We start from the raw sequence: 24,210 nt of genomic DNA, 5'->3' as shown, positions 1-24,210 counted from the left end.
AGAAATAACCTTATTATTGAGTTCCCTTGCTGTTAGATGATAGAGCTAATTCAGGAGGAACGAATGCTTTCAGCCTTTCGCTTCATATTTTCAGCCATTTGCGGTGCAATCCTTTTATCTTTGCTTTCCGCTTTACAGAAGTACCTGATGGGCTGGCCTTTGATGCCGCAGGCGTTTGCGGTTCCTTTTGTGTTCGGTATGATTACCGGTGCGGTTTTTAATTTATATACGTTGTTTGTAAAACGGCAGAGAAAGACAGAGGAACTGCTTGAGGCGAGAGAGAATCAGCTGAATACTGTGTTGACCGCCGCTCCCATAGGTATAGGAATGGTGGTGGATCGTGTTCTGCTTGAAGTGAATGATTTTTTTTGTGAGATGACCGGATACTCCAGAGAGGAGCTGATCGGTCAGTCTTCCCGTATTGTATATCCCAGTGATGATGATTTTGATTACGTAACAAAATATAAATATGACCAGATTAAGGAAAAGGGTGTCGGTACTGTTGAAACCCGGCTGCAGCACAAGAACGGCAGCATCATACATGTCATCCTGAGTTCAAAGCCGCTTAATCCTGATGACTGGTCGCAGGGTGTTTCATTTACCGCTCTTAATATTACTAAAAGGAAAGAAGCGGAGAATTCGCTTGCCCGACGTATTGTATTTGAAAATCTGGTCAGTAAAGTTGCTTCTGACTTTCTTGACCTGTCAGTGGATAAAATTGACGAAGGGCTGAATGAAGCCCTCATGTCTGTCAGTCGGTTCACAGGAGTCGACCGGGCTTATATTTTTCTCATGCGCGGTAATACCTCCATTTGCGACAACACCCATGAGTGGTGTGCGGAAAACATAGAACCGCAGATTCACCTGTTGCAGAGTCTGGACTTACAGGATTTCGGAACCCTGCTCTGGGATAAGCTCAACAGAAGAGAACCGTATTATATCCCGGATGTATCCGTTTTGCCGGAGGACCTGCCGGATAAAGAGGTGCTTGAAGCGCAAAGCATACGTTCTGTGCTGATTGAACCCATGTATCTTAATGACCGGCTTGTGGGTTTTGCAGGTTTTGATTCTGTGATTTCACTTCGGCAGTGGTCGGAAGAGGATATCGATATCCTGTCTTTGTTCGGCAAAAACGTTGCGTTGGTGCTGGAACGGAAAAAGACCGAAGAAGAGTTGATCGGAGCAAAGCTGGGGGCTGAAACCGCAAATATTGCGAAATCGGATTTTCTGGCCAATATGTCTCATGAAATACGGACCCCCCTTAACGGTATAATGGGCATGCTGCAATTAATGCATATGGACGGGCTTAGTCCGCAGCAGGATGAGCATTATCATTTTGCCATGCAGTCCTGCAAACGGCTGACCCAACTGCTCAGCGATGTGCTTGATATTTCCATGATTGAGTCCGGTCATTTGCAGATAGTTGATGCGGAATTTGATCTGGCGGATGTTTTGGGGTCGGCTTATGCCCTGTTCAGACCGGTTGCGGTCCAGAAGAATGTTGATTTACGTTTTGATGTGGCGGGAAGCCTGCCGGAGAAATTGCTGGGGGACAGCAATCGCTTGCACCAGATCTTTAACAATTTGATCGGTAATGCCTTGAAATTCACTGAAGACGGCAGTGTTCTAGTTGAAGTTTATCCGCTGAAAAGTACACAGCCCGGCAAACATAAAATTTTGTTCTCAGTGACTGATTCAGGGATCGGTATAGAAGACAGCCAATTGGAGTCTGTTTTTAATTCGTTTACTCAGGCTGATGCCAGCCGGACCCGCGATTATGAAGGGGCCGGGCTGGGACTGGCCATTGTGAAAAAGCTGCTTGGGTTGATGGGCGGGAATCTTTCCATATCCAGTGAACTCGAAGTCGGAACGTCGGTCCATTTCAGTCTGGAGTTCGATGAGGCCCGGCCAGAGTCGGGAATTGCCGGGTGTGATCAGGACGATGAAGGTCATTCCATAAAAGAATTTAATGTCCTTGTGGCTGAAGACGAGAAAGTAAACCTGCTTACGCTCAAAAGTTTTCTGGAAAAACTAGGCTGCACTGTATCGGTTGCCGTGGATGGTCACGGGGTAATTGAAGCACTGAGTGTAGAGAGTGAGCCGTTTGATTTGATTTTTATGGACATTCAGATGCCGAATATGGGCGGGCTTGAAGCAACCGTACGTATTCGCGCAGGTGAAGCCGGTGCGCAAAACAGTGATGTTCCGATTATCGCCTGCACAGCCCACGCCATGGCCGGGGATAAGGAGGAGTTCCTTTCCGCAGGCATGGACGATTACCTCTCCAAGCCGACCCGGATCGATGATGTGAAGCGGATATTGGTTAAGTATTCGGGGGTGGATTAATCGCAGCAGTCCAGCTGAAGTCCCCTTAAATCCATACATCATTCTCCGCAGTATATTCTCCGCCGTCCGCGTCCCCGGTGTTGACCACCCCGCGCGGCTCTATGAGCATGACCTTGCATTCCTGCGCTGCAACAGGCTTGTGCTCCACCCCTTTGGGAATCACGTACATTTCGCCTGCATTAAGGGTTACTTTTCCGTCCCGGAAGAGGATGTCCAGTTCCCCTTCAATGACCATGAAAGTTTCGTCTGTGTCCTTATGGTCATGCCAGACGAACTCTCCTTTGAGTTTGGCAAGCTTGAACTGGTAGTTGTTCATCTCCGCGATTACGCGCGGGGACCAATGTTCGTGGAATTTCGAAAGTTTGTCCTTGAAATTGATGGCTTGATAATCCATGGTGTCTCCCCCGGTTCGGGTAGATAATTTGGAGTTTTCCTGATGGTATACAGCTTCTCTTTGTTTCGCCAGTCTGAAATTCAATCTCCCATTTGAACCCTGTTCCATTTCCGGTTATACCTTGAATACAAATTTCCTTCACCCAACGGAGAGAGTGTATGAAGTCTTTTAACGAGCAGTCCTTAAAAGAACAACTTGCTGAAATAGAAGCTGAAAAACGGAAATACACCCACGGCGGCAACCTGCGCCGGTTGGCGGAGCGGGCCGGGTGCCCTTCTTCCGAGATTGTGGATTTTTCAGCCAATATCAATCCGCTGGGACCTCCCTCGTGGTTGCAGCAGGAAGTGGTCCGGGCACTTGCGGAGGTTGACCGCTATCCTGATCCGGAAAGTTCGGAGCTTACTCTTGCCGCCTGCGAGAAGTTTTCGGTCTGGCCCACTGAATGCGTGGCCGGCAACGGGGCCTCGGAACTGATTGCGGCCATTGCCCGTATCGGAAACTTCAAGCGGGCGGTTATTCCGGTGCCCTGCTACGTGGATTACGAACGTTCCTGCAAGCTTGCAGGTTTAAAGACTGAGCATATCCCCCTTGACCCGCAACGCGGTTTTGCCCCGGATTTTGAGACGCTTTCATCTTTTCTGGCCGCATCTCCCGCTTTGGTTTTTCTGGCCCAGCCCAATAATCCCACCGGGACCGCTTTCGATCCTGCGGAGCTGAAAGCACTTGCCCGTAAACATCCTGATTCCCGCTTTGTGATTGATGAATCCTTTGCCGACTTTGTTCCGGGATTGGAAAGGTTGGCCGGGCAGCGTCCGCCCAACGTAGTCACTGTTGTTTCCATGACCAAATTTTACGCCATCCCCGGTCTGCGGCTGGGGCTGGCCTTTGCCGCTCCTGACGTGATCATGGAGATCAAGAATGAGCTGCCCTGCTGGTCGGTGAATATTCTGGCCCAGAAGGTGGGACTGCGCTGCCTGCGTGATGAAGATTACGAACGCAGAACAATTGAGACCACCACCCGTTTGCGTGATGAACTGGTTCAGGGAATTCTGGAAGTTCCCGGTATCCGGGCACTTCCTTCGCAGGCAAACTTCATGCTCTGCCAGGTGCAGAGGGTGGGCATGGACGCTGCCGGACTCATCGAGCATCTGATTAAAAACAAGGTAGCGGTGCGCCATTGTGATAATTTTGACGGGCTGGATTCCACTTATTTCCGCATCGCCGTGCGCACTGCTGAGGAAAATCAGGTCCTGCTGGACGGGTTGCGTTCTTTCTCCGGCATGGAGGTCTCCGCACCCAAGGCCAAAAAGACTCCGGCCCTGATGATTCAGGGAACCTGCTCCAACGCCGGCAAGTCTATTCTGGCCGCAGCGTTCTGCCGTATTTTGCTGCAGGACGGATTCAAGGTCGCCCCGTTCAAGGCCCAGAATATGTCGCTTAATTCTTTTGTTACTGACGACGGTTTGGAAATGGGCCGGGCGCAGGTCACACAGGCCGCTGCCTGCAAGCTCTCCCCGGATGTGCGCATGAATCCGATTCTGCTCAAACCGGGCAGCGATATCGGTTCGCAGGTCATTGTCATGGGCAAGCCCGTGGGTAACATGAAAGTTCAGAAGTATGTGGAGTACAAGCCCACGGCTTTTGAGGCGGTCAAAGATGCGTACGAATCCCTGAGTTCTGATGTTGACGTTATGGTCATCGAGGGCGCGGGCAGTCCGGCTGAGATCAACCTTAAGCAGCATGATATCGTGAATATGGCCATGGCTGATTATGCCGGGGCCAAGGTGCTCATCACCGGGGATATTGACCGGGGCGGGGTTTTTGCCTCCCTTGCCGGGACCATGGACCTGCTGGAACCCAAAGAGCGTAAACTGGTCTGCGGTTTTCTGCTCAATAAATTTCGCGGGGATGCCTCTTTGCTGACCCCGGCCTTTGACTTTACTCTCAGCCATACCGGGAAGCCTGTGCTGGGGACTATACCTTTTATCAATAACCTCGGGTTGCCGGACGAGGATTCTGTTTCGTTCAAGGAAGATCTGAGGAAGTCCGGTTCTGAGGGCAAGCGCAAGGACTCAGTGGATATCGTCTGCATCGACCTGCCGCGTATCTCCAATTTTACGGACCTTGATTCCCTGAAAGGTGAGCCGGATGTGAACCTGCGGGTAGTGGATAAGCCGGAGGATCTCGGCAATCCTGACGCAGTCATTCTGCCGGGGAGTAAATCCACTCTTGCCGACCTTGCCCACTTGCGCGAGAGCGGTCTGGCCGAGGCTGTGGCCGGGTTGCGTGACAAGGCGGTGATTGTCGGCATATGTGGCGGATTCCAGATGCTGGGCCAGTATATCAGCGACCCGGATGATATTGAATCCGGCGGTTCTGCCGAAGGGCTGGGACTGCTGCCCCTGCAGACCACCCTTGCCCCGGAAAAGACCCTGACCCGTACACTGGCGATGCATTCCCAGAGCAAGCTGGAGGTTGTGGGCTATGAAATCCACCACGGTAAGACCGAACCTCTGCTGCCCACGGTGCGTGCGGCTATTGTCCCGCAGGGCATTACCGGGGGAGTCCCGGTTTCCAAGGCCCTTGGTTTCGGTTCCAAGTCCGGCTTGATCTGGGGGACATACCTGCACGGTATTTTTGATGCTGACGAGTTCCGGCGCTGGTTTGTGGATTCCCTGCGGGCGCGTAAAGGTTTGCCTAAGCTGGGCAAAGTGCAGTCGGTATTTAATATGGAAGAAGCTCTGGACCGCCTTGCAAGTGTGGTCCGTGAGAACGTGGACATGGTTGCTGTTTATGCTGCTTTGGGGCTGCGGTGAGGTCTTGTTGCAATTGCCCATGATGCGGAATTTGGTGTATGATGATCTCACTTGAATAATGTTCAAGCTCAGGGGGCTTTCATGGCTAAAATAGAATGGCATGATGGTTTGGGGATCGGGGTTGAGGAAATCGATGATCAGCATAAGTCTCTGATCGGGATGGTTAACGATGTTCTGGATGCCTTTGGAAAAGGTGAGAAAGATGCGGCCATTGATGATCTTCTGAGCAAGTTGAAGGAGTATGCTGTCCTCCATTTTAATACCGAGGAAAAGTATATGGAGGAAATTGAGTATCCGCAGCTTGCTGAGCATCATCAGCTTCATGAAGAGTTGAAAAATCGTGTTAAAGCCTTGCAGGCCGCCCGTTTTCATCGCGAGGAAGTTACGCCCAAAGATGTTAAAGAGCTTTTGGCTGACTGGCTGGTGGAACATCTTTTACAGGAGGATTATAAAATCGCTCAATTCGCCAAGGATAATAAGGGAGAATTTGTGCCTTGATGGGCCAGGAAAGTGCTTGACCATGTCTGACTCTGTTGATATTTGTATGTGCAAATGAGTGACCAGCCCAAAGTATCAGATTATCTTAAATGCTGCCTTTTCTTCTCGGTGAATACCTTGTCCCGGGTAGTGGGCAGGCTTGCTGATGAAGCATTTGCCGAGACCGGGATTTCTCCGGCCCATGCTTTTTTGATGATGCTGGTTAACGAGAATCCCGGGATTATCCAGAAGGAGTTGACCGCAGCCCTGCATCTTGCTCCGTCCACGGTGACCCGTTTTGTGGATAGTCTGGCTAAGAAGGGATTTGTGGAGCGCAGGACAGAAGGCAAACTTTCCAAGGTTTATCCCACTGAAGCGGGGATGGCCTTGCAGGAGCCCATCGCTGCCGGCTGGAAGGAACTTTATCACCGCTACAGTGAAATTCTGGGTGAAGAGGAAGGCAAGCTGCTTACCTCCGCTATTTTTGAGGCCGGGCGCAAGCTGGAAGACGCATAGGCATATTTTTTTAAAACTTCATTTGTATATACACGTGTATGTGCAAACAAAAGGAGAAGGTCATGAGCCGAATCAACATTGGAAACAACGCATTTATTTTACCGGAACCGCAGTCTATTGTCGGAACCCATTACAACGGCAAGGCCAATTTCATGGCTCTGGCATGGCTGACACGGGTTAACTACCAGCCATGCCTTTTCGCCATTACCGTGAATAAGAATCACGCAACCGGCTTGGGTATTGTTGAAAGCGGTGAGTTTTCCATCAACATCCCCCATGAAGGAATGCATCGCGAAACCGACGTGATGGGACTGCTTTCCGGTAAGCGGGTCGATAAATCACAGTTCTTTGATCTTCATTACGGTGAACTCAAAAAAGCACCGCTGATCAGGGAGTGCCCCATTGCCATGGAATGCAAGCTGGTAAAAACTGTTGAGTTGGACACCAATATTATGTTCATCGGCGAACTGATGGGTACATGGACCGAAGAAAAGTACATGACTGATGGTTACATCGATATTGAAAAGGTCAAGCCCATGACTCTTTCCATGCCTGATAACCATTACTGGGCTATCGGGCGTAAGATCGGCAAGGCATGGCATGACGGTAAAGAGCTTAAGGACCGGCTGAAGAAGTAGGCTGGTTGATTTGTGTGAATAGCCAAGCCCCTGCTGTTGAATAACTGCAGGGGCTTGGTCTACGGTCTGAATGATTCCATGATCGCGAGCAGAATTTTTCGCGTGGGCGGATCATCGGACCCGCAGATGCCGATAATCACGTAGGCATCATTGTTCAGCTTTCCGTAGCCGATGATCACATTCAGTTTTTCTTTGTGCAGTTCACCCTTATATTCTTTGAAACTTATTTCAAAATTTTTATGCTGCGGGTTGAAACCGGAAACAGCGGTCCCCTTTTCCGGTTTTACAAAAGGAATTTCCGCGCTGATTTCGTTTTCCATGATCCCCATTATTTCCGCCACGGAAAGCTCCTCGCCCATGTCGATGCGCAGGGCTGTGAGGTCCGCTCTATGTTGCGGATCGCGAGCACTGATTTCCGGGCCGTTGTCGGTTTTTATCTGTGAAACCTCCCACTTTTCCGGGATGTTGAGCTTCATGCCGAAATTGATTTCCTGAAATTCAGTCGAGGCATGGGCGGTCTTTACACCTGTTAGCCTTATGCCCTGTGGCATAGCAGGTATGAGAGATTCCGGCAGGCTTCCGGTTTTATAGCTTTTTTCCGGTAAATACTGGTAAATATACCCGTATACAGCCGGGTGCCAGCTCAATGCAGTCAATGTGAATCCAAACCACATGGTTACGATTATCCAGTACAGTACCGGATTGCTGTCCCGTGAAATATCTTCCAGCAGATAGGTCTGCCTGTTCTTAAGGTCCATGATGACCCAGAGCAGGAAAAGTATCCCCCAGAGCCACGGCATATCCATGATCAGGGCTGCGCCGATCAGCAGCAGAGCCAGCATGGACTTCCATTTGATGTTTGAGCCTGTATTCATTTTGGGCTTTCTCCCGGAGTTGTTTCTGCCTGAGCGGCTACCAGTTGCAGAGGTAACTCCACCACCGGAAAGCGGCGACTTTTTTTTTACCTGTTTCCAGAACCATGTGGCTCCTTCATCAAGTTCCTGCGCAGTCATGTTTTTGGGTTTGAAGACGGCCTGACTGCAATCATACTTGGACCAGTCTTTGGTCAGCAGTCTGTCTTCTGATTCCAGACGGTGATAGAGGGGAGTTCCGGCAAAGGGGCAGAGAATGACCGATTCCACTTCATCAATGCCGATCTCATTCACGAAATCGAGGCTTTGCTGAAAAATTTCCGGGGTGTGGGAATCGAATCCGAAGATCATGGAAGAGGTGATTTTGATCCCGTATTCATGGAATTTATCGATTGCCGTGCGGACTTCCGCCGGGGAAACAAATTTCTTTCCGGAACTGGACAGGGCATCTGCCGAGGGAGTCTCAATACCCAACAGCAGCAGTTCGCAGCCGGATTCCGCTGCAAGGCGGAGCAGTTCTTCGTCCTGCGCCATTTTGATGGTCGATTCACCCACCCATTTGATGTTCAACGGCTTGAGGGCCTTGAAAAGCTTAATGGCATAGTCGCGGTCCGCAGTAAGGTTGTCGGAGTGCAGTTCGAACCATTTTGCCGGGGCGGCCTTGATTTCCGCCACAATATTTTCAATGGGACGCAGACGGTATTTACCTTTAAAGAACGGCGGAATAACGCAGAATTCACAGCGGTGAACGCAGCCGCGTGAGACCAGCACCGACCAGATCCCCTTGTAGCGTGATACCGGGATGATGTCCGTGGGGTAGGGGCGCAGTTTGGGCATATCCACCGGGCTGCTGCGCTGGTAGCGTTTCTGAAGTGTTCCGGCTTTATAATCCTTGAGCAGCTTGGTCCAGATTCCTTCCACTTCACCGATCAACAGGGAGTCAGCATGCTGCCGGGCTTCATCGGGCATGAATGATGCGTGCAATCCGCCGAGGACCACGGTTTTGCCTTTGCCGCGGTATTTGTCAGCCAGTTTGTAGGCGTGGATGGCGTCCGGGGTATGAAAACAGATAACGATGACATCCGCGTCCGTGTTCATTTTGGGCTTCATGTCCTGCGTTTCATCGCACATGTCCACTTGCACACCGCGTGGAGTGGCAGCGGCAAGGGAAAAAATATTTTGTGGGGGTGCACCCATGTATTTTTTATATTCTTTAAACAGGCCGGGAGCCGATGCTTTTATGAGATATACTTTCACGTTGCAGATCCTTTAAGTGAGTTAAGTTGTCTGCTTCCATACATAATATAAACGTAGGCTGCGATAATGGCAAAAATAATCATAGGCGGGATTAATCATGCTGAAAAAGGTCATGTTTAATGAGTATCTTCTGAGTGTCTCTCTTGCCTTGAGCGTTTAAACCGGATATCAAAAAGCCGATTATAAATACAAATACTAATTTTCAGGGTCGGAATTTCAATGATAGCAAAAGTTTCCTGTGCAGCCCTCATGGGCATTGACGGTTTTAAAGTCGATCTGGAAGTGGACCTGACCCGGCAGGGCATGCCTGCTTTTACCATGGTCGGTCTGGCTGAGGGCGCGGTTAAGGAGAGCAAGGAACGTGTTTTTTCCGCGCTCAAGAATTCAGGTTACCGCATCCCGCCTTCACGTATAACCGTGAACCTTGCTCCGGCTGATATCCGCAAGGCCGGATCTGCATATGATCTGCCTTTGGCTGCGTCCCTGCTCGGTGCGGCGGGCGTCATTGATCAGTCCGCGCTTGAAGGCTGGTTTCTGGCCGGGGAGCTTTCCCTTTCCGGCGGGGTAAAATCTGTGCACGGGGTGCTTCCGCTGGCTATCGAAGCCCGGCGCAAGGGAGCCAGGGGGCTGATCGTCAGCCCGGATAATGTAAATGAAGCCGCAGTGGTGGAAGGTCTTCCGGTTTACGGCGTTGGGACCCTTTCGCAGTTGGTGAATTTTCTTATCGGTGAAGAAAATCTGGAACCGGCCACGGTTGATACGGAACTGCTCTGGTCCGGGCGGCAGTCCTTCGGTATGGATTTTTCCGAGGTCAAAGGGCAGGAACACGCCAAGCGGGCTATCGAGATCGGGGCGGCAGGAAATCACAATTTGCTGTTCATCGGTCCTCCGGGCAGCGGTAAAACCATGCTGGCCCGGCGCATTCCCACGGTTCTGCCGTCGCTGGTTTTTGAGGAAGCATTGGAAGTTACCAAAATATACAGTGTTTCCGGTCAGCTGGAGCGGGATAAATCGCTCATGGTCACCCGTCCTTTCCGTGCTCCGCATCATACCATTTCCGATGCCGGACTCATCGGCGGCGGGGCATATCCCAAGCCCGGTGAAGTCTCCCTTGCCCATCGCGGGGTTCTTTTTCTGGATGAACTTCCGGAATTCAAAAAAAATGTGCTCGAAGTCCTGCGCCAGCCGCTTGAAGGCGGGGAGGTAACCATTTCCCGTGCGGCCATGTCCCTTTCATATCCGGCGGATTTTATGCTCGTGGCGGCCATGAATCCCTGTCCCTGCGGATATTTTACTGACGAACGGCATGCCTGTACCTGTTCGGCGCAGGCGGTGAACCGCTACCGTTCCAAGCTTTCCGGGCCGCTTCTGGACCGCATTGACCTGCAGATCGAAGTCCCGGCTGTGGAATACAAGGATTTGCGTGATTCCTCAGGGCTGGATTCAGCTTCCATGCGCGCCAATATTGAGCGGGTGCGGGAGATTCAGGCCGAACGTTTCAAGGATATGGATATCCTGACCAACAGTGAGCTTTCCGGTTCATCGCTGGAAAAGTTCTGCAAGCTGAGTGAAGCTGAGCACAGCTTTCTGGAGCAGGCAGTGCGTAGCCTTGGCCTTTCCGCCCGTGCTTACACGCGTATCCTGCGTATTTCACGGACCATTGCCGATCTGGCCGGGGCGGAGATGATTCAGGTTGCGCATCTGGCAGAGGCTATCAATTACCGGAGTATGGACAGGCAGGGGTAGCCATTGCGGCAGAATTGACACACATCCGCTGTTGCCAAGTCTGCTTTGCTGTAATATTACCTACCTTACTGGTTATTTCTAGGGAGGGGTAATGAAGCCGGTAATGAATGCTTTGACAGCACAGCAGGAGCTTTGGGATCAGGTTTTTACTGAGTCTGAAAGTTATTTCGGGCAACAGCCCAGTCTGCTTGCGCAAAAATCTCTTGAACTGTTTCAGGAAAATAACGTGCGAACCGTTCTGGAGACCGGGTGCGGTCAGGGACGGGATACGTTTCTTTTTGCTGAGGACGGAATCACTGTTACCGCACTTGATTATTCCAGCAGGGCGGTTGACGAAATCGCCGCCAGAGCATCTTCCTCCTCCCTTACTTCTTATGTAGATCCCCGCTGCTTTGATATCCGTAAACCGCTTCCTTTTGAATCCGAATCTTATGATGCCTGCTATTCGCACATGCTGCTGTGCATGGAACTGACCATGGCAGAAATTTCCTGCGCTTTAAGCGAAGTTCACCGGGTACTTAAGCCGGGCGGACTGGTGGTCTATTCTGTGAGATCCATTTTTGATCGCCATTACCGGGCCGGAGAACATCTGGGTGAGAATCTTTATGAGATCGGCAAGTTCGCAGTTCATTTTTTTTGCGAAGAAAAACTTCGCGGACTGGCCAGCGGATTCAAAATCAAATCCATCGAGCGTATTGAAGAGGGTGCTCTGCCGCGAGACTTGTTTTGTATTGTAATGGAAAAAAGCTCCACCCGTTACGCGCCTACATTTGAATCCTGTGCCTTGCCTGAGAGCAGGGCCGAGAAGGTTCCTTTTTCGCGAAACCGCGCCCGCTACCACTGTCCGGGCGGGACATGATAAGTTCCTTGCGTTTCAGTTGAAGCGCCCATCGTGAACATGATAAATTGCCACAAAAAAAGTCCGGATTTAAGTCCGGACTTTTTCATGATTTAGTTTAGATCTTTTCTAGAGAAACTCTTTAAGGTTCGGTACGATGGATGGAACCTGCTTTTTATATTCAAGATATTCCTTGCCGAAGGCTTCTTCGAGCATGTTTTCCTCTTCCGGGATGTGGTGCAGGAATTTATAGTAAGCTATCCCGCACATTCCAAAGAGGAGCCATGCCTGTGTGGCGATGGCACTGCCGGTGAAGATGAAGGCTATCCATGCAAAATAGAGCGGGTTGCGCACAATAGAGAAAGTTCCGGTGGTTTCCAGCCGCTGTTCGGCTACGGCTTTTTTTACGGTGACTCCGCTGATAAAAAGAAATGCGATACCGATACCCAGCAGCATTCCGCCCAGAATGTTGAAGGCCGCACTGGGCAGGAAAGTCATCAGGAATATTCTGGGAAAGATCAGGGTGATGATCAACGCGGCGAGGCCGTAGATGATGGTTGGTTTAAAGATTTTTAGTCCGACTCCAAAGATTGTCATCTTGCGTTCTTCCATAATATGCTCCACTGTTTTCCGGTTCAGTCAGCATTATTGCAGGCTGGAGGGAATTGTATAAATTGTTAGACTGAGTATATCATTGAATAGTTCATATAAAAATGTCAACAAAAACCGTCAGTTGAAAATGAATATGTAGCGGGGTAATCGAGTGTCCATTGAAAAATCCGGCCTGCCCATCGGTGTTTTTGATTCCGGTGTGGGAGGATTAACCGTCCTGCGGGCCTTGCGGGAGTTGATGCCCGGGGAAAACTATCTTTATCTGGGAGATACGGCCCGGGTGCCTTACGGCTCCAAAAGTGCCGACTCAATTGTGCGTTATGCTTTTCAGGCCGGGAACGCTCTTGTTTCCAGATCCATTAAAATGCTAGTTATTGCCTGCAATACAGCCACTGCCGTATCGCTTGAGAAACTCGCCGCTGAATATGCGCCGCTCCCTGTTGTGGGGGTGATTGAACCCGGTGCGGCTGCTGCCTGCGCTGCCAGCGGAAGCGGTAATATCGCGGTTATCGCCACCGAGAGCACGGTAAACGGCAAGGCTTACCAGAATACCATCTGTGAACTTCATCCCGAAGCAAAGATTATTGCCCGGCCTTGTCCTTTATTTGTGGGGCTTGCTGAAGAGGGCTGGACTGACGGGGAGTTGGTGGAGGCCATCGCCGCCCGCTATTTGCATCCGCTTTTTGCTGAATTCGGCAGCAATGGCCCGGATACCCTTGTGCTGGGCTGTACCCATTTTCCGGTACTGCGTGAAGCCATCGCCAATGTTGCCGGGCCGGGTATCACCATTGTGGATTCAGCTGAAACAACAGCTTTGAAAGTAAAAAACACATTGAGCAGCCTGAGTCTGTTGAATCAGGCCGGAGGTAAAGGGCGGACCCGTTTTCTGGCAACGGATTCTGCTGAACGGTTTGCAGCTGTGGGCGGGAGTTTTCTGGGGATCGATATTGATCCGACTAACGTTAGCGTGGTTGATCTTTAGCTTGCTTATCAAGCTATTTACTGCTTTTGAAAAGGTACCCGGTACACATTTCTGTCAGCTCTTCAAAAGCTTTTTCCATGTCCGGTTCTTCGTTTTCAAGCAGGCAGCGATGCATGGTTTCTTCAATGGCACCACAAACCAGCCGTGCGCTCAGGTCAATGTCTTTCACCCTGATTTTATCAGCGCAATTATTCAATATTTCACTCACACCGTGCTGAAGTGATTCCACAATTGATTTATCCAGCTCAGCCATCAATGCTTCCCTGTTTTTCAGGGCCAGCATTTCGCGGTGCAGTTCAGTTGAGAGGGAGTGGGCCTGCCGTGCGGTCTGGGTAATGTATTCAACAATCTTTTGCGGGCTTTTGTCATAGGGGGCGTTCGTTGCAAAATTTCCGTAAACACCTTTGGTAATACTGGCCGCATATGTTTCAGCAACCTGATCCAGCAGGTCTTTTTTGTCTCTGAAATAGCTGTAGAAAGTCCCCACTGAAACCTTTGCTTCAGCGGCCAACTCTGTAACTCCTGTTTCGTGGAATCCTTTCTCCGAAAACAGCTTCATCCCGGCCACAATGATCTTACGTTTCTTTTCCCTGCTTCTCTTCTGAACCGGTGATCGTGTCATGATCTCTCCGTTATTTATAAATGTATTTTATGAATATAAATTCATATTCATATTGTCAATAAATATGAATTTAATTTCATGTTTGTTGATATTGATATGAAAGAATGAAAGCCCGGCGCGATAACGCACCGGGCTGGTGTAGTGAAATAATGTATATTGCTTATGCTGAATCGGAAGGATTGGGCAGGAATTTGATGTCTATTTCCTGCTTCATTCCGTTCATGAATTCCCGGAATTCCCGCTCCTGATGCGGGCTGTAGCGCAGCAGCAGGATTCCTTTGAATCTATCAGCAATAGTAAAAAGGGCGAGGTTGTCCACGGCCTCCATGAGAAATCGAAAGATTGCGATATCAGATGGCGCAATCTGGATATACATGCGGCTGGAATTTTCCGGCGGCGGGGGCAAAGGACGCGGACGCGGTTTTCTTTTTCTACGGGCCATATAATTATTTTAGGTAGTTATGCCTCCGGCGGCTGGGGRAGGGAAAACTCTTGCAAGAGTTTTCCCTTCCCCAGACCCCATCCCTTTCAGAACCTTTTAGTATGCTTCGCAAGTAGCTCGTTATGACTACTTTCGAAATTAAAACCAGCGAAGCTTAATAAAAGGTTTTGGGATTCTTAAACCCTTTTGCAAAAGGGTTTAAGCCGCCGGAGGCATTCTGTTTTACAAAATCTTATATCCGTCTTCAGTAATCAAAACCATATATTCCCAGCGGATGCCGCCCCAGTCGGAGTAGTAGAGGCCGGGTTCTATGGTAATGATCATGCCCGGCTTCAGTTCACCGGAAGCAATGGGGCTGACGCTGGGCGGCTCATGTGTTTCAAGGCCGATACCGTGTCCCAGCGAATGGGTAAAGTACTTTTCGACCCCGTATTTTTCAAAGACTGCCTTTGCTGTGTGGTAGGCGTGCTGGATGGGCAGGCCGGGGCGCAACACCTTGATGGCTTCCATCTGTGCTTCCTGAACCTGATCACGCACGGTGAGAAAACGGTCGGAAGGCTTATCGCCGACCCAGAAGGTGCGGGTCTGGTCGGAGCAGTAATCGCCGAGGCGACCGCCCATGTCGATGAGCACCAGAGAACCGTCTTCAAGCTTGTCGTTGCCGGGAATGGCGTGGGGCAGAGCCGCATTGGGACCGATACCGACAATGGACGGGAAAGCAAGCTCGGATGCACCGTTGTTGCGGAAAAGCTGTTCCACATCCCATGCTATTTCAGCTTCAGTGCGTCCGGGTACAAGTTTGGGTTCCAGCAGCTCATAAACCTTGTGGTTCAGTGCGCAGGACTCTTCCATGAGCTTGATTTCGGTCTCATCCTTGATCAGGCGAAGGTCTTCAACCAGTCCTGAAACAGGTTTGAGCTCGCAGAAATCGTTAAGCTTTTCATGCTCAAAGATGTTTATGGATTTGGGATCGTAAGAAATTTTGCTGAACCCGCTGGATTTAAAAAAATCGCGCAGGGCATCGAATTTACGGCCCGAATAGATGAATATGTCATCTTCATTCCAGACCTTGCGGGCTGCGTCATGGTAACGGGGGTCAGTGAGCAGGAAATCGCGTCCGTCAGGATCAATGATCAGCCAGCCGGCGGTTTCATTGCACTGGGGATCGTGAAGTTCAAATCCGCTCAGGTAGTAGCGGTTGGCTGCGAAACTGACCAGAAGAGGAGGGTGCCCGCGGTCTTTAAGCCGTCTGCGGACATTCTCCCGCCGAAGTTCATAAGTGGCGGTGGAAATTGTCATGTACTTAGCTAGATCCTGTATGTGGTTTCCGGCTTCCCGTTTATCATCCGTTCAGCCCATTCTACGCCCTGCATCACGGAATGATCCATGTTGGAGACTTCGTATTTCCAGCCGCCGAAACGACCACGGGAATAGATGCCCATGGATTCAAGCGCAGGCTGTAAAACTTTTAACGCTTCATCGCGTTGCAGGCAAGGGACTGGATAGCCGTAATCCACATTAATTGACCAGCGGGATACAATATCATTGCGTTCGCTATCTTTCAGCATGGTGGTATTGACCAGACCGTCTTCCACCTGCTGAATGATGTTTTGCTTATCGATAACCTTGTCGTTTGAATATGATACTTCACACATTAATGCCCGCCCTTTATTGGGTTCAGGTGTATTGTTCGGTGAGTAGTTATGGAAATTGGTAACCCTGTAAAAGGGGCTGTCGTTCTCCGGAAAATACATCCAGCAGCGTGAATCAGGGCGGGATGAAGAGAGTCCTATCCCGGCCACAACCACGCTGTTGTGTTTAAGGGCTGCGGCTGCATTGACCAGTTTCTGTGCCGGGTATTTCAGCCAGCGGGAAGCTAAAATATCAATGGGAGCGGTGTTAAGCAGATGTTCGTATTCAAAAATGTTGCCCTCGGAATCAGTAACTGTTTTTGCTGCGGAATCGATGGCCGCTACCTGTGAGTTATATTTAATGTATGGGGCGACAGTTTCGGCAAGTTTGCGGAAGATGGTCCCGGTTCCGCCTTTAAGGGGGAATTTGAACTTGTTGTTCGGTCCCCATGAGAGCTGGTCCCGCTCAAGAAGGATGTTTTTGATTACAGAGCGCAGGTCCACTACACTTACCCGTTCGCCGATCCATGAATATGACATTTTCTCCGGCGGGGTGGCCCATACCTTATAGTTGTACGGTTCCATAAAGTATCTGGCGATGCCTTTACCGAATACAGAATGAATCCATTCAAGGAAGTTTGTGGGAGTTTCTTCAGATCGCTCACCGGGCAAAAGTCCGCGTACGCATTCCCACTTTTTCTCATTGGGCAGGTAGCGGATGTTGTTCTGGAAAGGGTAGGGAACCCAGCTTTTGAGAATGCGCACCCATGATTCACGCAAATGTTCGGTGTATTCTCCCTGCAGTAGTTCTTCCAGCAGGTTGTCGTAATATTCATAGTGGGAGAACATGACATGTCCTCCAATATCCCATGTAAAGCCTTTTTCGTCTTTAAAGCTGGAAGCCAGACCACCGGGCCAGGAATTTTTTTCCAGCACGAGAAACGATTTTTCCCCCAACTCAGAAAGCCGACGGGCGGCACCAAGTCCGGTCGGACCCGCGCCAATTATGACATATCTCGATTTCATACTCTCTGCTCCACTTGAATAAATTTAGCAACACCAAGATGAAAGCAAGCCTTATGCCAGACAACTGATATGCCGGCTAATACTCTTTTGTCTCAGAAATGATAGAAAGTTGTTTTCGCGTATATGTCTGTAATTGTGTTGTTTTTTGCTTTTTCAGCAGGCGCGGACAGGACTGTAACGGATCTTTCTTTTGCGTGTAACAGGTTTGTAACCAAGTTCAGATAGACCATTGCTCAACGATAGAGAACGGACGCGGTAAACAAGAACTGAGTCTGAAATTAAAAATCCATTTTTGGAGGAAATCAAAATGAAAAAAATTATTGCTCTCGTTGCTGTAATGGTAATGGCATTTACAGGTTCCGCATTCGCAGGTTCCATTCAGGTTAAAGGTTCCACCACTGTTCTGCCCCTGATGCAGAAATCTGCTGAAGCCTTCATGAAAGCCAACCCCAATGTTTCCATCTCCATTTCCGGTGGCGGTTCTTCCAACGGTGCTAAAGCACTGATCGACGGCACCACCGACATCGCCATGATGTCCCGCGACATGAAAGATAAAGAAATCAAGAAAGCAACCGACAACGGCCGCAAGCCCGTACAGTTCATCGTAGCTCTTGACTGCATCGTTCCCGTTGTTAACCCCGGTAACCCCGTTTCCAAGCTTTCCAAAGACCAGCTTTGGGGTATCTACACCGGTAAAATCACCAACTGGAAAGACGTTGGCGGAGACGATGCTAAAATCGTTGTTATCTCCCGTGACACTTCCTCCGGTACCTACGACTGCTGGAAGAGCAAAGTTATGAAGAAAGACGGTAAAAAACACCGTGTATTCCCCGGTGCTCTTCTTCAGGCTTCCAACGGTGCTGTAGCTCAGGCTGTTTCCAAAAACAAAAAAGCTATCGGTTACGTTGGTCTTGCTTACCTGAACAAAGAACTCAAGGGTGTTGAAGTAAACGGCGTACTCGCTTCCGTTGCTACTGCTAAAGACGGTTCCTACCCCGTATCTCGCGGCCTGAACCTCTACACTCCCGGCGAGCCCACCGGCGAAAGCAAAGCTCTCCTCGACTACATGATGAGCCCCGCAGGTCAGAAGCTTGCAGCTGATACCGGCTTCATCCCCGTAAAATAGTACAGGCTTTCCGGGAATAACCGGGTCCGACGAATAAATACGTCCGGGGGGACTTCAAAAGTCCCCCCGGAATTTCAAGTCTCTAAGGCGAACAGTTAAAACAAATTTTATATCAGGGGAAAAGTCGTGATTACGTCCCGCAACATCTGTTTACTGCTTATTATCCTCGCAGTTATGACCGGAGTTTACGCATACAAACTGGGCGTAAGATCCGAAGCTGAACAGATTTTTATTTCCTCAGCCGAAAAGGTTGCTCAGAGGGGTGACTATTCCAAGAGCGCGGTCGGTGCGCTCAAGAAAGTCATGATGCTCTCCAACCACGAAATTGCTGAGAGCACTGAAGAATCCGGCCTGATTCAAGCCGAGAGAGATCTTAAAGTCAAAGAGCTTAAAGCCGAGTTGAACAGGGTTTATACCCATGTTCGTACTGATCCGGCTGTCATGGGTACCAAGGGCAAACAGGATGCAGAAATTCTGACTCTGATCAAGGAAAGTGCCCAGAGCATGGTTTCTTCCAGAGCCACCGGCTGGTACGTATTTAGCGGAATTCTGGGTGCTCTCGGACTGGCTGTTCTCGGCATATCTTTTCTTTCCCTTGGCAGGCGCACCACTGAGCGGATCATTCATTCAATTTTTCTGATCACCGCGTTTACATCCATTCTGGTCCTCTTCCTGATTATGTTGTTCCTCTTTGTTGAAGGGCTGCCCATATTTAAGCATGTTTCAGTGGGTGATTTTATTTTCGGCCATGAATGGTACCCCACTGATGAAGAACCTGCTTTCGGTATCTGGCCCCTTATTGTGGGGTCCGGTGCGGTAACTGCTCTTTCATCACTGATCGCAATTCCGCTTGGCGTGATGACCGCAATTTATCTTGCTGAAATCGCGCCGCTCAGGATTCGTAATATAGTCAAGCCCGCAGTTGAGATGCTGGCTGCCCTGCCATCCGTTGTTATCGGTTTTTTCGGTATGGTTGTTGTTGCTCCTTTCCTGCAGGACACTTTTGATATCGCGGTCGGCCTGAACCTTTTCAACGCCTCGGTAATGCTCGCTTTCATGGCTGTTCCGACCATCACCAGTATTTCCGAAGACGCGCTTTACTCCGTTCCGCCGGAACTCAAGGAAGCTTCCCTTGCTCTGGGTGCCACCCACTGGCAGTCAATTTACAAGGTTATCGTACCCGCTTCCCTGTCCGGTATTTCCACCGGGGTTATTCTCGGTATGGCGCGTTCCATCGGTGAAACCATGGTTGTGCTTATGGTTGCCGGTGGTGCGGGCCTGCTGCCCGGATCTATATTTGATCCGGTTCGGCCCATGCCTGCTTCCATTGCTGCGGAAATGGGTGAAGCTCCTTTTCACAGCGATCACTACTACGCACTTTTTGCCATCGGTATGGTGCTCTTCCTGTTTACCATGGCTTTCAACCTTATTGCGGACTATGTGGCCCACAAATACAAGCAGGTCGGTTCCGCTACCCTGTAATTGAAACGTACGGGAATAAAATCGGTGAAAGAAATGAACAATGCTGAAACAATAGAACAAGTGGATTCCATGATGGAAAGTAACGTACAAGTGGCCGAGCCCAGAATGGAACCCGGCGATAATGATAATTATTCAATGAGGGAGAAGATCCAGAAAGCGGTCTTCCTGCTTTTCAAAGGTGCTGCCGCCATCAATGGTCTGGCACTGTTGATCATCGTCGGCTTCGTGCTTTACTACGGGCTGCCGGCCATGAGCTGGGAATTCCTCACTGAGAATCCTCGTGAATCCATGACCGCGGGCGGGATCTTCCCCTGTATCGTAGGTACCATCGTGCTCAGTTACGGTGCGCTGATGATTGCTTTGCCCTGGGGTATCGCCACTGCGATCTATCTCAATGAATATGCTACCTCCCCCAGACTGGTGCGCATCATCCGTCTGGGAATCAATAACCTTGCGGGTGTTCCGTCCGTTGTTTTCGGCCTTTTCGGACTTTCCCTGTTTGTGACCGTTATGGGCATGGGCGTAAGTATCATGGCCGGGGTCTGTACCCTCGGTGCGCTGGCACTTCCCCTTGTTATCGGCGCATCCGAAGAGGCTCTCAGATCGGTCCCCCAGACTTACCGCGAAGCTTCCCTCGGTCTCGGGGCTACCAAATGGCAGACCATCTACAAGGTTGTTCTGCCCGCTGCGCTGCCCGGTATGCTCACCGGTGCCATCCTGACTCTCTCAAGAGCCGCAGGTGAAACCGCAGCGATCATGTTTACCGCAGCCGTGTTTTTTACCCCTGAAATGCCTGAATCCCTGTTTGATGATGTAATGGCTCTGCCTTACCATATCTACGTTCTGGCAACCGCCGGTACTGAGATCGAAAAAACAAGACACATCCAGTACGGAACCTCACTCGTACTGATCACCCTTGTACTTAGCATGAACATGCTGGCTATTTTCATCAGGGCCAAAATGCAGAGAAAAGGCAACAAGTAATTTTCATCCTCAACCTCTTGACCGTGCTTGGAACGGCCCGTGCGTATTACGTGCGGGCCGTTTCTCGTTTGTGCTCTGCGCTATACCACAAAGGCGGTTCATCCGGGGCGTCGTCCCGCGCGCAGCCCTGCCAGACTCCTTGGGCCTTCATGGCCTGCTCAATTTCGTTGAGCACTTTGCGTTTCTGGCGCACCCATTCAGGGGCGATCAGGCCGCCGGGAATTGCGTCTGCTTTAAGGCGGTGGATGACGATATCGGTGCGCAGGATGGATATGGCCTGCACCAGCGCAGCTATGTATTCGTCTTTTCCAATGGGAGTGTATTCTCCGGCATCGTAGATTTTTTTGAGCGGGGTTCCCTTGCCGACAAAGAGGTTGTGGAATTTGATTCCGGCAATGGGCAGTTCATTGAGAAAACGGACTGATTCAAGGAAGTCGGCGGTGGATTCTCCGGGCAGCCCGGCGATGAGGTGGGCGCAGACATCCAGCCCATGTGCGTGGGCCATGTGTACGGCTTCGGCGAATTGTTCGGCGGTATGGCCGCGGTTGATGCGTTCCAAAGTCTGGTTGTTTGAGCTTTGCAATCCGAGATCAATCCATGTTTCTTTGAGACCGAGATTTTTGATCAGTACCAGCTTTTCGTCATCAAGGCAGTCCGGGCGGGTACCGATGCACAGTCCGGCAAGGCCGGGCAGACCTTCCAATTGTTCGAGAGCGCACTTGAGTTCATCAATGCTGCAATAGGTGTTGGAATAAGATTGCAGGTAGGCAAGGTAAAGTTTGGCCGTGTACAGCTTGGAAAGTTTCTCCTGCCAGTGGGCCCATTGTTCGGGGATGGACATGGATAGTTTGTGCAGCCCGGAGCCGGAGCCCTGCGGGCTGCAGAAGATACAGCCTTTACGGGAAAGGTGTCCGTCCCGGTTGGGGCAGGTGAATCCGAAATCGAGTGGAATTTTCTGGACCCGCTCCCCGAAGCTCTGTCGCAGACGGGCGGCCAGACCGTAAAAACGGTGCATGGAATCTCCTTTTCTGGGCGGGGTAAGCCCTTTAATCATTACGATTGAAAATATATATGGTTTTCCAGATTGTTATCAGCAAAATACATCAACCCTTCGAAGTGCTCTAATGTGTTGCCTGCCGCAGTTTCTTCTGCTAGTTAACTCCTAGGATTTTCTTTTGATAGACGTTAAGTCCGCCTCCTGCGAGGTGTTTTAGAATCACATTTTTTTTGGAGTTTCCAGTTTAATATGGCATCGATTTTCGACAAGATACTCGGTTCGTTTTCCAGTGACCTTGCAATCGACCTCGGTACAGCTAACACACTGGTTTATGTAAAAGGTAAAGGCGTAATGCTCAGCGAGCCTTCTGTGGTCGCTGTTAAGAGAGACGTTAACGGCGGTAGCAAGGTGCTCGCCGTTGGGTTGGAAGCCAAGAGGATGCTTGGTCGAACTCCCGGTAACATTGTTGCGATCAGACCCATGAAAGACGGCGTAATCGCTGACTTTGAGGTCACTGAAGCCATGTTGCGCCATTTCATTTCAAAAGTCCACAACAGCCGCAGGCTGGTCCGTCCCCGGATCATGATCTGCGTGCCCACCGGGATTACCCAGGTTGAAAAGAGGGCGGTCAAGGAAAGTGCCCAGTCCGCAGGTGCCCGTGAGGTTTACCTCATTGAAGAGCCCATGGCAGCGGCCATCGGTGCGAACCTGCCCATCACCGAGCCTACCTCCAACATGGTTGTAGACATCGGCGGCGGTACTTCCGAGATCGCGGTAATCTCCCTTTCCGGTATTGTTTACGCCCGTTCCGTACGTGTGGGCGGAGACAAGATGGATGAAGCCATCATGCAGCATGTGAAGCGCAAGTACTCCATGCTTATCGGTGAATCCACTGCCGAATCCATCAAGATCAAGATCGGTTCCGCTTTTCCGCTGGAAGAAGAGATCGAGATGGAAGTAAAGGGCCGTGACCTTGTGACCGGTATTCCCCAGAATATCCTGATCACCTCCGAAGAGATCAGGAAAGCAATTTCCGAACAGGTGGATTCCATTGTTCAGGGTGTACGCGTGGCCCTTGAACAGACTCCTCCTGAACTTGCAGCCGACATCGTTGACCGGGGCATCGTGCTCACCGGCGGCGGAGCACTGCTTAAGGGGCTTGACCAGCTTTTGAGTCAGGAAACCCATCTGCCCATCACTGTGGTGGATACTCCCCTTGATGCCGTTGTTGTCGGTTCCGGTAGAGCTTTAGATGAAATAAACATCTATAAAGACGTAACTATTGATTAATATCCGCTTCTTTTGCCGCGGATGAATCGAGTGCACCAGTTACGGCTGAGGGCATAGTTTTTTACGGATTTGATCTGTAAAAAACTATGTCCTCAGAAATTAACCGCATCCGGATTTGAGATTGATTACAACTTTCTGATTCCGGAGTCTCGTCTTACTGGTTATAGCTTTTTAATTTTCTGATTTTGTTTTCAATCTCTGCTTTTCTTTTACAGAGGATTAAGTGTGAAGCTTAAGCGTGCCGCTATAGCCGTCATTATTGGCCTGTTTGTCTACCTCAGTCTCTATTCATGGAACCTGAGGTCGGGGCAGCTGGACCGTCTGGCCGGGTTTACCGGGCTTGAAATCGTTAAATGGGTTCTGTGGCCCTGCGAATGGGTTCATGACCAGTCTGTGGAATTCTGGGATAAATATGTTTATCTGGTGGGCTTGAAACAGCTCAACGATCAGCTCAGCTCCCAGAACGGACTCATGCGGCTGGAGATCATGAAGCTGCGTGAAAAGGCCGCTGAGGCCGAACGGTACAGGTTGCTGCTTGAAGTAAAGCCCCTCCGGGGCTGGAATACTGACGGTGCCCGGATCATTGCCCATAGAATGGGACCTACCGCCGCTCTCGATTCAATCATAATAAATAAAGGTGTTGTCTCCGGTGTGGAGCCGGATACTCCGGTCATAACTCCGCTGGGAGTTGTGGGCCGGGTGGTTGAGCCGGGGATCAGTGCATCAAAAGCATTGCTGCTCACCGACCTGAACAGCAGAATTTCCGTGCGCGGACAGATTCACCGTTCCACCGGATTGCTGGTCGGTAATGGCGAGGGCGATCTTCTCAATGTAAAATATATGAAGCTCAACGCCCCGGTCGCCGAAGGGGAGATTCTGGTTACCTCCGGCCTTGCCGGACTTTTCCCTCCCGGATTGCCGGTGGCTAAGATTGTTTCTGTTGAGCGTTCCGATATTTCCCTTTTCCTTGACGTTGAGGCCGAGCCGTTGGTGGACATGGAGAACATAGAAGAGGTTCTCCTGTTGCATCGGGCAGCGTCTGTCTCCAATGCCACTGCCGGGACTGCCAATTCAACGGCACAGGTTGCTAATTCCACTGCTGCTGAAGGGAGGTAG

At 50.4% G+C, this 24,210-nt stretch carries 21 protein-coding genes; 13 read left to right on the top strand and 8 right to left on the bottom strand.

The window, feature by feature from the left end:
• Positions 1-63: 63 nt before the first annotated feature.
• A complete protein-coding gene (locus tag FMR86_RS10360; protein ID WP_163351123.1) occupies positions 64-2,346 on the top strand; it encodes an ATP-binding protein in 2,283 nt (760 codons plus the stop codon).
• Between the two features lie 25 nt (positions 2,347-2,371).
• Here the strand turns inward: FMR86_RS10360 and FMR86_RS10355 are convergent, their stop codons facing one another.
• Entirely contained in the window at positions 2,372-2,740 is a 369-nt protein-coding gene (locus FMR86_RS10355; RefSeq protein WP_163351121.1) for a cupin domain-containing protein, read from the bottom strand.
• A 158-nt stretch (positions 2,741-2,898) separates the two neighbouring features.
• Here FMR86_RS10355 and FMR86_RS10350 point away from each other — a divergent pair, with 158 nt between their 5' ends.
• The 4 genes from FMR86_RS10350 (at position 2,899) to FMR86_RS10335 (ending at position 7,187) form a co-directional block, all read left to right on the top strand.
• Positions 2,899-5,556 (top strand): cobyric acid synthase, encoded by a 2,658-nt coding sequence (locus FMR86_RS10350; protein ID WP_163351119.1) that lies wholly within the window; start codon positions 2,899-2,901, stop codon positions 5,554-5,556.
• An 81-nt stretch (positions 5,557-5,637) separates the two neighbouring features.
• The gene (locus FMR86_RS10345) at positions 5,638-6,054 is read left to right on the top strand and encodes a bacteriohemerythrin (protein WP_163351116.1); all 417 of its coding nucleotides are present in this window, start codon (positions 5,638-5,640) and stop codon (positions 6,052-6,054) included.
• A gap of 108 nt (positions 6,055-6,162) precedes the next feature.
• The gene (locus FMR86_RS10340; RefSeq protein WP_373682476.1) at positions 6,163-6,549 is read left to right on the top strand and encodes a MarR family winged helix-turn-helix transcriptional regulator; all 387 of its coding nucleotides are present in this window, start codon (positions 6,163-6,165) and stop codon (positions 6,547-6,549) included.
• A 62-nt stretch (positions 6,550-6,611) separates the two neighbouring features.
• Entirely contained in the window at positions 6,612-7,187 is a 576-nt protein-coding gene (locus FMR86_RS10335; RefSeq protein WP_163351112.1) for a flavin reductase family protein, read from the top strand.
• A 59-nt stretch (positions 7,188-7,246) separates the two neighbouring features.
• Here FMR86_RS10335 and FMR86_RS10330 read toward each other — a convergent pair whose 3' ends face one another.
• On the bottom strand, positions 7,247-9,316 hold the full coding sequence (locus FMR86_RS10330; RefSeq protein WP_163351110.1) for a radical SAM protein: 2,070 nt from the start codon (positions 9,314-9,316) through the stop codon (positions 7,247-7,249).
• 219 nt (positions 9,317-9,535) lie between these two features.
• On the opposite strand from FMR86_RS10330, the gene FMR86_RS10325 reads away from it, so the two are divergent.
• The gene (locus FMR86_RS10325; RefSeq protein WP_163351108.1) at positions 9,536-11,062 is read left to right on the top strand and encodes a YifB family Mg chelatase-like AAA ATPase; all 1,527 of its coding nucleotides are present in this window, start codon (positions 9,536-9,538) and stop codon (positions 11,060-11,062) included.
• A gap of 91 nt (positions 11,063-11,153) precedes the next feature.
• Entirely contained in the window at positions 11,154-11,921 is a 768-nt protein-coding gene (locus FMR86_RS10320) for a class I SAM-dependent methyltransferase (RefSeq protein WP_163351106.1), read from the top strand.
• Between the two features lie 108 nt (positions 11,922-12,029).
• On the opposite strand, the gene FMR86_RS10315 is transcribed toward FMR86_RS10320, so the two are convergent.
• A complete protein-coding gene (locus FMR86_RS10315) occupies positions 12,030-12,512 on the bottom strand; it encodes an isoprenylcysteine carboxylmethyltransferase family protein (RefSeq protein ID WP_163351104.1) in 483 nt (160 codons plus the stop codon).
• 151 nt (positions 12,513-12,663) lie between these two features.
• Here FMR86_RS10315 and murI point away from each other — a divergent pair, with 151 nt between their 5' ends.
• A complete protein-coding gene (murI, locus tag FMR86_RS10310) occupies positions 12,664-13,494 on the top strand; it encodes a glutamate racemase (protein ID WP_163351103.1) in 831 nt (276 codons plus the stop codon).
• 13 nt (positions 13,495-13,507) lie between these two features.
• Here murI and FMR86_RS10305 read toward each other — a convergent pair whose 3' ends face one another.
• From FMR86_RS10305 to FMR86_RS10290, 4 genes are all read right to left on the bottom strand, one after another.
• Complete coding sequence (locus tag FMR86_RS10305) at positions 13,508-14,116, bottom strand: TetR/AcrR family transcriptional regulator (protein ID WP_163351101.1); 609 nt, start codon at positions 14,114-14,116, stop codon at positions 13,508-13,510.
• Between the two features lie 160 nt (positions 14,117-14,276).
• A complete protein-coding gene (locus FMR86_RS10300) occupies positions 14,277-14,558 on the bottom strand; it encodes a DUF4911 domain-containing protein (protein WP_163351099.1) in 282 nt (93 codons plus the stop codon).
• Between the two features lie 222 nt (positions 14,559-14,780).
• A complete protein-coding gene (locus FMR86_RS10295; RefSeq protein WP_163351097.1) occupies positions 14,781-15,857 on the bottom strand; it encodes a Xaa-Pro peptidase family protein in 1,077 nt (358 codons plus the stop codon).
• Between the two features lie 8 nt (positions 15,858-15,865).
• Entirely contained in the window at positions 15,866-17,215 is a 1,350-nt protein-coding gene (locus FMR86_RS10290; RefSeq protein ID WP_163351095.1) for an NAD(P)/FAD-dependent oxidoreductase, read from the bottom strand.
• 307 nt (positions 17,216-17,522) lie between these two features.
• Between FMR86_RS10290 and FMR86_RS10285 the strand changes: the two genes are divergently transcribed.
• The 3 genes from FMR86_RS10285 (at position 17,523) to pstA (ending at position 20,807) form a co-directional block, all read left to right on the top strand.
• Positions 17,523-18,341, top strand: a complete 819-nt coding sequence (locus FMR86_RS10285; RefSeq protein WP_163351093.1) for a PstS family phosphate ABC transporter substrate-binding protein — start codon at positions 17,523-17,525, stop codon at positions 18,339-18,341.
• Between the two features lie 618 nt (positions 18,342-18,959).
• Positions 18,960-19,823 (top strand): phosphate ABC transporter permease subunit PstC, encoded by an 864-nt coding sequence (pstC, locus tag FMR86_RS10280; protein ID WP_373682475.1) that lies wholly within the window; start codon positions 18,960-18,962, stop codon positions 19,821-19,823.
• Positions 19,824-19,958: 135 nt separating this feature from the next.
• Complete coding sequence (gene pstA, locus FMR86_RS10275; protein WP_373682474.1) at positions 19,959-20,807, top strand: phosphate ABC transporter permease PstA; 849 nt, start codon at positions 19,959-19,961, stop codon at positions 20,805-20,807.
• Between the two features lie 46 nt (positions 20,808-20,853).
• On the opposite strand, the gene FMR86_RS10270 is transcribed toward pstA, so the two are convergent.
• On the bottom strand, positions 20,854-21,822 hold the full coding sequence (locus tag FMR86_RS10270) for a TIGR01212 family radical SAM protein (RefSeq protein ID WP_163351091.1): 969 nt from the start codon (positions 21,820-21,822) through the stop codon (positions 20,854-20,856).
• Positions 21,823-22,053: 231 nt separating this feature from the next.
• Between FMR86_RS10270 and FMR86_RS10265 the strand changes: the two genes are divergently transcribed.
• Both FMR86_RS10265 and mreC read left to right on the top strand, forming a co-directional pair.
• A complete protein-coding gene (locus FMR86_RS10265; protein WP_163351089.1) occupies positions 22,054-23,094 on the top strand; it encodes a rod shape-determining protein in 1,041 nt (346 codons plus the stop codon).
• Between the two features lie 225 nt (positions 23,095-23,319).
• Positions 23,320-24,210, top strand: a complete 891-nt coding sequence (mreC, locus tag FMR86_RS10260) for a rod shape-determining protein MreC (protein WP_163351088.1) — start codon at positions 23,320-23,322, stop codon at positions 24,208-24,210.

The organism is Desulfovibrio sp. JC010, from assembly GCF_010470675.1.
GTDB lineage: Bacteria > Desulfobacterota > Desulfovibrionia > Desulfovibrionales > Desulfovibrionaceae > Maridesulfovibrio.
The sequence above is the reverse complement of the archived record's forward strand: the minus strand, read 5'-3'. Positions and strand labels throughout refer to the sequence as shown.